Origin of the sequence: Chitinimonas sp., from assembly GCF_041904975.1 — a bacterium.
GTDB lineage: Bacteria > Pseudomonadota > Gammaproteobacteria > Burkholderiales > Chitinimonadaceae > Chitinimonas.
Genome location: NZ_JAYRLZ010000141.1, coordinates 1 through 10,840 on the forward strand (window position 1 = coordinate 1; position 10,840 = coordinate 10,840).

At 62.6% G+C, this 10,840-nt stretch carries 11 protein-coding genes; 5 read left to right on the forward strand and 6 right to left on the reverse strand.

What is annotated here, in order from left to right; genetic code table 11:
- A partial coding sequence (locus tag ACE3OH_RS13460) for an L-serine ammonia-lyase (protein ID WP_374353600.1) occupies positions 1–1,006 on the forward strand: 1,006 nt, incomplete at its 5' end.
- Between the two features lie 530 nt (positions 1,007–1,536).
- Here the strand turns inward: ACE3OH_RS13460 and ACE3OH_RS13465 are convergent.
- Both ACE3OH_RS13465 and ACE3OH_RS13470 read right to left on the reverse strand, forming a co-directional pair.
- Entirely contained in the window at positions 1,537–2,463 is a 927-nt protein-coding gene (locus ACE3OH_RS13465; protein ID WP_374353603.1) for an SPFH domain-containing protein, read from the reverse strand.
- Between the two features lie 20 nt (positions 2,464–2,483).
- Entirely contained in the window at positions 2,484–2,729 is a 246-nt protein-coding gene (locus tag ACE3OH_RS13470; RefSeq protein WP_374353607.1) for a hypothetical protein, read from the reverse strand.
- A 229-nt stretch (positions 2,730–2,958) separates the two neighbouring features.
- On the opposite strand from ACE3OH_RS13470, the gene ACE3OH_RS13475 reads away from it, so the two are divergent.
- The 4 genes from ACE3OH_RS13475 (at position 2,959) to ACE3OH_RS13490 (ending at position 6,737) form a co-directional block, all read left to right on the forward strand.
- Positions 2,959–3,399, forward strand: a complete 441-nt coding sequence (locus ACE3OH_RS13475; protein ID WP_374353610.1) for a nuclear transport factor 2 family protein — start codon at positions 2,959–2,961, stop codon at positions 3,397–3,399.
- Positions 3,396–4,787, forward strand: coding sequence for a TolC family protein (locus ACE3OH_RS13480; RefSeq protein WP_374353613.1), 1,392 nt, complete (start codon positions 3,396–3,398; stop codon positions 4,785–4,787). The genes ACE3OH_RS13475 and ACE3OH_RS13480 overlap by 4 nt, the downstream gene beginning before the upstream one ends.
- Positions 4,788–4,849: 62 nt before the next feature.
- Positions 4,850–6,220: a multicopper oxidase family protein gene (locus ACE3OH_RS13485; RefSeq protein WP_374353616.1), complete on the forward strand. Its 1,371-nt coding sequence runs from the start codon at positions 4,850–4,852 to the stop codon at positions 6,218–6,220.
- Positions 6,198–6,737, forward strand: coding sequence for a plastocyanin/azurin family copper-binding protein (locus ACE3OH_RS13490; RefSeq protein WP_374353619.1), 540 nt, complete (start codon positions 6,198–6,200; stop codon positions 6,735–6,737). The genes ACE3OH_RS13485 and ACE3OH_RS13490 overlap by 23 nt, the downstream gene beginning before the upstream one ends.
- A 39-nt stretch (positions 6,738–6,776) precedes the next feature.
- Here ACE3OH_RS13490 and ACE3OH_RS13495 read toward each other — a convergent pair whose 3' ends face one another.
- From ACE3OH_RS13495 to ACE3OH_RS13510, 4 genes are all read right to left on the reverse strand, one after another.
- Entirely contained in the window at positions 6,777–7,946 is a 1,170-nt protein-coding gene (locus ACE3OH_RS13495; RefSeq protein WP_374353621.1) for a WD40/YVTN/BNR-like repeat-containing protein, read from the reverse strand.
- Positions 7,947–8,148: 202 nt separating this feature from the next.
- A complete protein-coding gene (locus ACE3OH_RS13500; protein WP_374353624.1) occupies positions 8,149–8,991 on the reverse strand; it encodes a hypothetical protein in 843 nt (280 codons plus the stop codon).
- Positions 8,992–9,042: 51 nt separating this feature from the next.
- Positions 9,043–10,257 (reverse strand): YHYH protein, encoded by a 1,215-nt coding sequence (locus tag ACE3OH_RS13505; protein WP_374353627.1) that lies wholly within the window; start codon positions 10,255–10,257, stop codon positions 9,043–9,045.
- 81 nt (positions 10,258–10,338) lie between these two features.
- Positions 10,339–10,840, reverse strand: a 502-nt coding sequence (locus tag ACE3OH_RS13510) for a FecCD family ABC transporter permease (protein ID WP_374353632.1), incomplete at its 5' end; no start/stop codon positions are given.

Sequence of the window (10,840 nt, forward strand, 5' to 3'; positions counted from 1 at the left end):
CAGCGCCGCAGATGGCAGCGAGCTGTCCAAGCGCGCCTACTACTCGGTGGGTGGCGGCTTTGTGGTGGACGAACATGCAGTAGAGGGCGGCTTTACCCCGCCGACGGCTGCGGTGTTGACCCATCCATTCAGCTCCGGCGCCGAGCTATTGGCTCTGGCCGAACGTCACGGCAAATCGATCAGCCAGCTGATGCTGGAAAACGAGCTGGCCTGGCGGCCAGAGGCCGAGGTGCGCCGCCAGTTGCTGGACATTTGGGAAGTAATGAAGGCGTGCGTGACGCGTGGCTGCCGTACCGAAGGCATCTTGCCCGGTGGCATGAAGGTAAAGCGGCGCGCGTTCGATTTGCACCGTCAGCTGGCCGGCCGACCGGAAGCCGCATTGCGCGACCCTTTGACCGTGCTCGACTGGGTGAATCTTTACGCCTTGGCAGTCAATGAAGAAAACGCCGGTGGCGGCCGGGTGGTGACGGCGCCCACCAATGGTGCTGCCGGCATCATTCCGGCAGTGCTGCACTACTACGTCAACTTTGTACCGGGCGCCAACGACGACGGCATCGTGCGCTTCCTGTTGACGGCTGGTGCCATCGGCATTCTGTTCAAGACCAATGCCTCGATTTCCGGCGCTGAAGTCGGCTGCCAGGGCGAAGTCGGTTCGGCCTGCTCGATGGCGGCGGGTGCTTTGGCCGAAGTGCTGGGCGGCAAACCGAGCCAGGTGGAAAACGCCGCCGAAATCGGCATGGAACACAATCTGGGCCTGACCTGCGATCCAGTCGGTGGCCTGGTGCAAGTGCCGTGCATCGAGCGCAATGCCATGGCCAGCATCAAGGCGATCAATGCGGCGCGGATGGCGCTGCGCGGCGATGGCACCCACTATATCTCGCTGGACCGGGTGATCCGCACCATGCGCGATACCGGCCGCGATATGCATGTGAAGTACAAGGAAACGGCGCGCGGCGGCCTGGCGATCAATGTGATCGAAGTGCCGGTCAGTGTGGTGGAATGCTGACGGCGCGCTGATCGCCGCGAGCGGCAGTCTGTTCCCTGTTTGGCGCAGACTGTCACTCGCCTGCATCGCGCGAAGTGGCTGCGCCCTAGCATAGCGCCATGACTATCTGGAGAAGCTGCCATGTCGCAATTGATGCTGGATCAACGTAGTGAGCAATCGCTCAAAGACACCGCCCTCTTGGTTTACATCCTGCTGTTGATTTCATTGTTCACCGCCATTCCCACCGGCCTTGTCGGCGCCGTCGTCGCGTATGTCAAGCGGCCGGAGGCGAAGGATAGCTGGCTGGAGAGCCACTTCGATGCGCAGCTGCGCATCTTTATCAAATCACTGGTCGGCTTTGCCCTGGGCATTCTGTTCTGCATCACCATTGTCGGCGTGGTGATCGGTGTTCCCTTGCTGATCATCACCTGGCTGTGGACGGTTTACAGCTGCGCGATCGGTATCCGCAATCTGCATGATCGGCGCGAGACGCAAGCCTGTGGCCGGTCCCGGCGGCGGGCGCTGGCACCGGCCCCAGCCGCGCCGCACGATTATTTGCCGGTATTGATGCCGAACAGTAGCTTGCCCTCGTTATTGCCCACCACCTGCGGCATATGGCCATCCCATTTCTCGATGGCGCGGGCGCGCAAGTCCTGTTCCCGCTTGCGCATTTCCAGATCCTGTTGAACCTGGACGGCGGCGCCGGCCTTGGCAAGGGTCTCTGCGGCGGTTAGTTGTTGCTTGGCCGCCTCTACCTGGACGTCGGCCTCGAATTTCTTGTTGATGGCATCCTGGATGCGGCTGTCGTGATAGCTCATGCCCTCGACAAAGCCGATATTGTCGATGGTCACCCCTTTCGGGCCAAAGAAGGCCTGTGCTTCCTTGAGCGCATTGGCAAATACCTCGTTCTTGTGGCTGCGGCCCCAATCCAGCGTATTGACGCCGAATTGCCGCGCCAGGCTCGCGGCGATAAAGCCACGGATATTGCTGTCGGCAATCTCTTCCAGCTGTTTGCCGGCAAAGTAATAAAGAAAGGCCGCTGCATCGGCTTCGGCCACATGGGCGGTCAAGGTCGCGCCTATGTCGAAGTCGATCGACTCGCTGCTCTCCACCGAAAACGACTGGTTCGCCCGTGCCGTACCGGTGCTCACCGGGCGCGTCCATTCGCGGGTGACCGGGCTGCGGTTGATTTTCACCAGGCGAGCACTGGCCACATCACGATAGTCGCCAAACCAGCAGCTCTGGCATAGGTTGATCAGCTTGTGCGGAATGAAAATGCGCTTGGCCGATACCCGGTTTTTCTCCAGAAATGCCACCGAATTGAGCTTGGACTGGTTGTCCAGCGTATTGCCGTCGAGCGCAATCAGGAATGCGGTTTCCGATGGTCCGACTTCGGCATATTCGTCGACCGCATGGCGGCCGCAGGCAGCAAGTAGCAGGGAAGCGGCCAGGGGAAGCAGTAAATGCTGGGTACGCATGATGATGATCTTTGCAGTAGTTAGCGGGAGCGGCGCAGCCAGATCGCAGCAAGCAGGGCAATGACGCCAAGCCAGATGCTGATTTCGAGCCATTGCGGGCCGTGCCCCAGATAGCTGGCCAGCACGCTGGCCTTGTCGCTATTGGCCATCTGTCCGACAAGGGCGGGATTGGTGGCCAGGTAGGCAGGCGGCACCAGCAAGCCATCGAGGGCTAGGCCAGCGACAGCACTGGCTATGCTGAGCGCGATACGGGTCTTGATGTTCACGGCAGAGTTCTCCAAAAAGGCCACCGGGCGGCCTGCTTGCATTACAACCCCGGCGCGGCAAAGGCCTTGTCAAGAATGGGGTGGCTGGCGCTAAGAAGTTGTTAAGAAGCGGCTTTGTGGCGAGCTGCTTGCCGATCCACCCATGCGGCGGCCATGCCTTGCCGCGGCTGGCGTCAGCTTGCTGATTTGGCGATACTGCCGGGCCCGAATTGCGATCAGGACCGAACCGATGCGCCATCTGCCCAGCCTCGTCTCTCTGCTGTTGCTGAATGCGGCTTTTGCCGCAGCCCCGACTACGCCGTCAGAAGTGGTGGCGGCATTTCACGCAGCCATGGCTGCCGGCCAGGCGGCCGAGGTGGAAAAGCTGCTGCTGCCCGAGGTGCAGGTGTATGAGTTCGGGCATGTCGAACGCAACCGTGCCGAATATGTGGCCAAGCATCTGCCGGAAGACCTGGCGCAGGCCAGGACCAGCAGCACCCGTGTGCTGCAACAGCAGGTGCTGCCCGGCGCTGATCTGGTGCTGGTCAGCAGCGAGACCGAAACGCTCGTCGGCCAGGCGCCCACCATGGTGCGCCATGCCGGTACCGAAACCCTGGTGCTGCGGCGCGACGAAGCGGGGCAATGGCGCATCGCCCATATTCACTGGTCATCGCACAAGGTCAAGCCATGAGGCGGGCCGGTCTCAGCGCCATTGCCGCCACTTTGCTGGCTGGCTGCGCCACCCAGCACCCTGATAGCCTTGCGCAGGTGCGCAAGCTGGCCGGAGAGCCGGCAGCCCTGTTGCAGCCATGGCAAGGCGAAGATGCACATGCGGCGGCGCGGGCCAGCGTCGAGGCCTTGCTGGCCAAACCGGTGGATGCCGATGCTGCCGTGCGCCTCGCAATGCTGCACAACCGCTCGGTGCAGGCCAGCCTCGCGCAACTCGGCATCGCCGAGGCCGATCTGGCACAGGCCGGCCGCATCGCCAATCCCGGCTTCACCCTGGCGCGCAAACGCGCAGGCGATGATGTCGAGTATGAGCGCCGCTATGGCATCGATATTCTTGGGGTGTTGACCCTGCCCTGGCGCCGGCAGCTGGCCGAGCAGGAGGTGCAGCAGACGCAATTTCGCGTAGCGGGCGAGGTGGTGCGCCTGGCCCTGCAGACGCGCAAAGCCTGGATCAATGCAGTCGCTGCGGCGCAGCTGGCGGGGCAGATGGGTGATCTGGCCGAATCAGAGGCGACCAGCGCCGAGCTGGCCAAGCGCATGCAGGCTGCCGGCAATAGCAGCCAGCTGGTGCGCGATCGCGCTCACTTGGCCGCCTTGCAGGCTTCGGCCGAGCTGGCGCGCGCCCGACAGGGCGCCCTGGCCGCGCGCGAACAGCTGGTGCGCTTGCTCGGTTTGTCGGGCGCTGCGGCAACCGCCTTGCAATTGCCGGACAAACTGCCCGAGCTGCCGGCTCAGCCGCGCAACGAGGCCGAGCTGGGTGGCGCTGCCGACAAGCGACTGGATTTGCAGATGGCACGCCAGGAAGTGGCCAGCCAGGCCCGCGCACTGGGGCTGAGTCGAGTGAGCCGTTGGGTCAATGTACTGGAGACGTCGTATCTCGATAACCATGTGGGCGGACACAGCCAGCATGGCTACGAGCTCACGCTGGAGTTGCCGCTATTCGACTGGGGCGAGGCGCGGGTGGCCAAGGCGGAGGCGATTTACCGCCAGGCACTGAATCGCGCAGCGCAAATCGGCATCGACGCTGAGTCGGAGTTGCGTGTCAGCCATGCTGCATATCGCAGTGCCTATAAGCTGGCGCTGCAGTACCGCGATCAGATGCTGCCTTTACGCCAGGCCATCTCCGAGCAGCAGCAGTTGCGCTACAACGGCATGCTCAGTTCGGTATTCGAGCTGATGCAGGACAGCCGCGAGCAGTTGACCGTGGCCATGGCATCCATCGAAGCCCAGCGTGCCTTCTGGGAAGCTGATGCCGAGCTCGATATGGCGATCAGCGCCGGCTCCATCGACACGCCCGAGTCGGGCAAGCCGGCGATGTTGCCCACCGGCAGCGCCAGTCGCGCGCATTGAATCGCGCCCCATTGTCGAAGTTGTCGTTCGCATAGCGAGCCATCCATTGAAAGCAAAACATCATGTCTGATCGTCGACAATTCTTGCGTGCCGGTGCCGGCATCCTCGGTGCTGGCCTGGTTTCGCGCGTGGGCGCGGCCAGCCTGCCCGAGGCGGTCATCCAGTCCAGCGCAGCGACCCAGGCGCCCTTGCATCCGGGCTCGGGTCGCCCGTATCAGCCGGTGGTTACCCTCAATGGCTGGACCTTGCCGTGGCGGATGAAGAATGGCGTCAAGGAATTCCACCTGATTGCCGAGCCGGTGGTACGTGAAATTGCGCCGGGCATGAAGGCCAATCTGTGGGGCTATAACGGCCAGAGCCCGGGCCCGACCATCGAGTGCGTGGAAGGCGATCGGGTACGCATCTTTGTGACCAACCGCCTGCCTGAACACACCACCGTGCATTGGCACGGCCTGCTGCTGCCCAACGGCATGGATGGGGTGGCCGGCCTCAATCAGCCGGCGATCAAGCCGGGCAAGACCTTTGTCTATGAATTCGATATGGTGAAATCGGGCACCTTTATGTACCACCCGCATGCCGATGAAATGGTGCAGATGGCCATGGGCATGATGGGTTTCATCGTGGTGCACCCGCGCAACCCCGATTTCATGCGGGTAGATCGCGACTACGTGTTCCTGATCAATGCCTACGATATCGAGCCGGGCGCTGCCACACCCAAGGTCAATACCATGACCGACTTCAATCTGTGGACCTGGAATAGCCGCGCCTTTCCCGGCATCGACCCGCTGGTGGCGCGCACTGGCGAACGAGTGCGGATTCGCTTTGGCAATCTCACCATGACCAACCACCCCATCCATCTGCACGGCACCCAGTTCGAGGTGACCGGCACCGATGGTGGCTGGGTGCCCAAGTCAGCACGCTGGCCCGAAGTGACCACCGATATCGGCGTGGGGCAGATGCGTGCGATCGAGTTCCGGCCAATGCTGCCCGGCGACTGGGCCTTTCATTGCCACAAATCGCACCACACCATGAATGCAATGGGCCACGATGTGCCGACCATGATCGGCGTCGAGCAGCAGGATCTGCTGGGAAAGATCAACAAGCTGGCGCCCGGCTATATGGCGATGGGCGACAAGGGCATGGCCGATATGGGCGAAATGAGCATGCCACTGCCCGACAATACCCTGCCGATGATGACCGGCAGCGCGCAATTCGGCCCGGTGGAAATGGGCGGCATGTTTACCGTGTTCAAGGTGCGCGACACCCAGAGAGCCGGCGACTACAGCGACCCCGGCCCTTACCAGTACCCGCCGGGCAGCATGGCGTATGAGTGGATGGGTGATGCACCGGAAGTGACGCGGGCTGCCGGGCCCAAAGCAGACGAAAACACCGTTCAGGTAGTCAAACCGCATGACCATTCTGCTCATCACTGAACGCCGACAGGAGAGAACGATGCGGAAGCTGGGCTCCCTGCTGGCGCTGGCCCTATTGGGCGGCCAAGCTCTGGCGCATGGAGATGCTACGGCGGAGAAGCCTGGCAAACACCAGGTCTCGACCGAGCAGCAGTCGTTTGGTCGCGAGGGCGTCGCTGCGCGGGTCACCCGCACCATCAAGATCACCATGACTGATGCAATGCGCTACACGCCTGAGCAAATCAACGTCAGCGAGGGCGAGGTGGTTCGCCTGCAGGTGGAAAACCGCGGCAAGCTGATGCACGAGCTGGTGATGGGTGCCGAGCAGGACTTGAAAACCCATGCCGAACTGATGAAGCGCAATCCCGACATGGTCCATTCCGCGCCCTATATGGCCCATGTCAAACCAGGCCAAACCCGGCAAATTGTTTGGGAGTTCAATCGCGCCGGCGAAGTGCGGTTCGGCTGTTTGATGCCCGGCCACTTCGAGGCGGGCATGGTCGGCCGGATTACCGTTGCAGCCAAGGCTGATCGGTAGCTTGGGCGACCATGCCCTGTTGCATTGGTCGCTGCCCGCCTAAGGCTTGCCGACCGTTACAGCTTGGGCATCGACTGCTCCGGTTGCGGTCACCGGCGGTACGCCAAACTTGTACAGGTCGGCGCCAACGGCAAAGCCGGTAAAGCCACTATTGCCATCGGGCAGAATGCGGATCTTGTTGACTACCCGACCCAGATCGACCGGCGCCCAGTGGGCGCCGCCATCGCGGGTCTCGAAGCCGCCCTTGGTGGTGCCGACCCAGCCCAGTTGCTCATTGGCAAAGCCCACGCCGAATTCGCGTACCGCTGCATCGTTGACCAGCGGCAGCTCGGTCCAGCTCTTGCCGCCGTCCATGGTTTTCACAATGCGCCGCTGCGTTTCGGCCTTGTCAGGGTTGTAGTTCTGGATGGTGGCGTAGCCGACATTGCGACTGGGGAAGCTGCCTTTCCAGGTCAGCTCGAATAGTCGGTTCGATTCATACACTTTGCGCCAGGTCTTGCCGCCATCATGGGTGGCAACGATCAGCGCATGCGACTTTTCGGTTTCCGGATCGCTGCCGGCAAATACGATGCCATTCATTTCGTCGAAAAACTTCACATCGACGATCATCGCCACCCAGGGGCTCATATCGATATTGGTCCAGCTTTTGCCGCCATCGAGCGAACGCAGCAGATAGGCCGGGCTGCCAACGCGGCCGCCGGCATGCACGATGGTGCGCTGATCCAGCACGCCGGCATTGATAAAGCGGCTGTTGATCACATCGATGGCGCAAATACCCTTGACCGGCGCGCCGGGCAGGCCCTTTACCACTTGCCAGCTGTCGCCGCCGTCGCGGGTTTCGTATAGCGGATTCTCATCTGTTACACCGGGGAAGTAGTCGGTACCAATATTGCCGGCATAGCCATGGCGCTCATCCAGCATGGCAATAGCGCGGAAATAGGTGCCGGGCTGGTTGAGCACCAGCTGCCAGCTGGCGCCACCGTCACGACTGCGGTAGATCTTTCCCTGGCCGTTCACATAGAAGCCGAGCTTGGCATCGACAAAAAACACATCGTCCTGCTTGCCCTTATAGGGTTCGGTCGGCAGCTTGAACCAGCGGGCACCGACGGCTGGCTGCAGCGGCTGAGGCGCGTCGCGCATTGGCGCCTCATTGACGGCGCAAGCCGATAGCAGGGTCAGAGTGGCCGCGGTGCAGAGCAGTTTTTTCATGGTGATCCCGAAAGCGTTAGGTGGGTGCTGAAGCAAAGTCGGCCAGCATGCCGAAGACAGGAGGGCCGGAGCAAGTTGCCAAGTTGCGGTAGTCGTCTCTGGACAGCCGTGGTGTGCAAAAAACGCAACGGCAGGGAACGGATGCATGCGGCTGATCGGGAATAGCGTTGTTGCTTGGATACCCGCCTCATTCAGCGACTCATCAAGGTGCTGTCACAAAGTCTTGCGCGGCGTAACTCCAATGGTAAAACTTGCCGTTCTCCGAAAAGCTGGCATGCGCGCTACGCCCGAAGTCGCTGTGGGCCAATACCGAGCGGAGGAAGGAGGCACTGTCGAGCTCGATGCCGGGGTGATTGCGCAGGGCTTGCCGCATCAGCCGTTCGCGCTGGAGATCGGCGCACACCAGGAAGGCGATAAGCAGGCCGACATTGAAAATGACAGGCGCGGCATGACGCAAGCGCGGCTGCAGTGCAGCCAACAGGCCAGTACCGAGGCTGGTGATAGCCAGGGCAAGGCCCAGGGGCGGCAAGATGAAGGGGAAAAACCGGGTGATGGTGCCGTGGTCCAGCAACAAGGTCGGCGGAAACGCCAGAAAGCCCAGCAGCTTGATATTGAAGCAGGCGATTACAGCCCAGAACAGATAGCTGGCGCTCAACCAGCGCAGTACCAGGGTGAGTCTGCCGCGTCGCCCTGCCGGGTTCTGGCCGCTGGGTTCAGGGCGCGGCCGTAGCAAGCCTCCCGCTTTCAGATAGGCGGCCGCACTGAAAACCGCGAGCGCTACCCCGGCGGGTATGCCAAGTAGCAAGCCTGCCAAGACAAACTGCCAAGAGAAGCCGAGTGTCACGGCCGACAGAACCAGCAGGCTGCGCGCTGGCAGGTGCCGCCCGGATCGGCTCCAGGCCAGGCCGGCGAACAGGCCGGCGGCAATGGCCCAGAAGGTAAACCCTTCCAGAATTGTTCCCAGCATGCCGCTCGGCCCGCCGCGGGCAAGCGCGGGCGTTGCGGCGGCAAGGATCAGGCTGGCTAAAAAGGCGTGTGGTCGCATGGCGGCGCGATCGTCGCCGCCGTGCGCCGTGCCGTCAAGCGAATGGCTGCTTCAACGCACCGGCGTGCCCCGATAGCAGCCCAGGGTATACGGATACTCCCAGGTGGCGTGGTAGTGATACATGGTCACGCGTTTGCCGTCCCAGTCGATCTCGTGGCTGTGGCCGTGGCATTCGTCCAGATCGGCATTGCTGAGCAGCTTGCCGTTTTCGCCATAGCGGCCATAGATGCCGAAGCCATCGTAGGCATAGCCGACCAGGGGCGAATGCTCGCTGGGGGTGGTCTTATCTTTGATGCAGGCACTGACATTGTGATAGTGGTAGCTGCCATTGCGCTCCGGGTGGCCCTGGCAGCGGTCCTGCACCTCATGGGCAACGGCATCGCGGTTTTCGGCGTCGAGGCCGTTGAATACGACCGCGCCAGTGGTGAGGATGCCGATGGCGCCGCCATTGAGGCAGCTGGGGCTGGCGGCCACTACCGGGTTGGCAGGCAGGGTTTTGCTCAGCGTTTGCGCCTTGATGCTGTTGGGATTGCTGTCGTACTGGAAAGCCGGGTCGGAGCTGGCGACAGGGTAAGTGCCGGTGGCATGCGGCGGCAGGCCATTGCTGCTGATGATGCGGCTGCTGCCGCTGATCGTGGTGCTGAATGAAGGCGTCCATTTGACCTTGCCGGCCACGCTGACCTTGGCGCTCAAATCAAAGGTCTTGCTGCTGCTATTGATCCATGGCCCATCCTTGGCGGCGCCGCCACCGCCGCTCATGATGGTGCAGGCATAGATCTGCCCGCGCACGGCCTGGCTGGTGGATACCTTGCCATCGCCCATCGGCAGTTTGGTGATATCCACTGCTGCCGACAGGCCGGTGCTACCGCTGCTGCCTACGCTGAGCAGCTTGCCGAGATGCCCGGCGCTGCCGGTGGCATCGGCAATGCTCTGGCCGTAAGCCAGATACAGATCGAGCCCGTTCAAGCCGCTGATATCGACGCCGCTGACTGCCACCAGGCTGTTGACCGGCCCAAGTGGCTGATTGGCGAGCGTGACCGGGAGGCTACCGTCGCTGGGTGCCCAGGCGTGGTTGGCGCTACGCAAGTACAGGGTTCCGCCCAGGGTGGCTGCGACCCAGATGCTGGTGCTGCTGCCGATATCGGCCTCATCCGGCACCAGGGTGGCGCTGACCTGGGTGGGGGATAGCTGATTGATATCGATATTGGCCGACCAGCCCGGCAGGGCAAGGCTGGCAACAAGCAAGGTGGCAAATGGGCGTTGCATGATGGTGGCTCCCCGGTGCAGTGAACAAGTCACTACATAGTGGCCGCCGAATATGGAGCAAATGCGGAGCGCGACGAATGGTCAGTCGCGTGAGCGGCTGTTCAGCAGCAAGCCGAGGAAGAACGGCGCGCCGGCGAGGCTCAATACGGCGCCTATCGGCAGCTCGGCCGGTGCAATGGCTACCCGGGCCAGCCAGTCGGCCAATAGTAGACAGGTGGCACCGAACAGGGCGGCGCCGGGCAGGAGATTGCGATGGCCGGGGCCCAGCAATAGCCGCGCCAGATGCGGCGCAATCAGGCCGACAAAGCCGATGGCGCCACAGGCGGTAACGGTAAGCGCCACCGTCAGCGCGCTCAGTGCAATCAGGCGGCGACGCAGCGCAACCAGATTCACGCCGAGATGGTAGGCCTCGCGCTCGCCCAGCAGCAGGCAGTCCAGTGCGTGTGCCTGCCGCCACAGCAAGGCGGCACACAGGCCCAGCGCCGGCAGCAGCCAGGCGAGCTGTGCCCAGCTGGCGCTGGCCAGACTGCCCATCGCCCACAGGGTGGCGCCGCGCAAGGCCTCGTTGTCCGATAGATAGCTG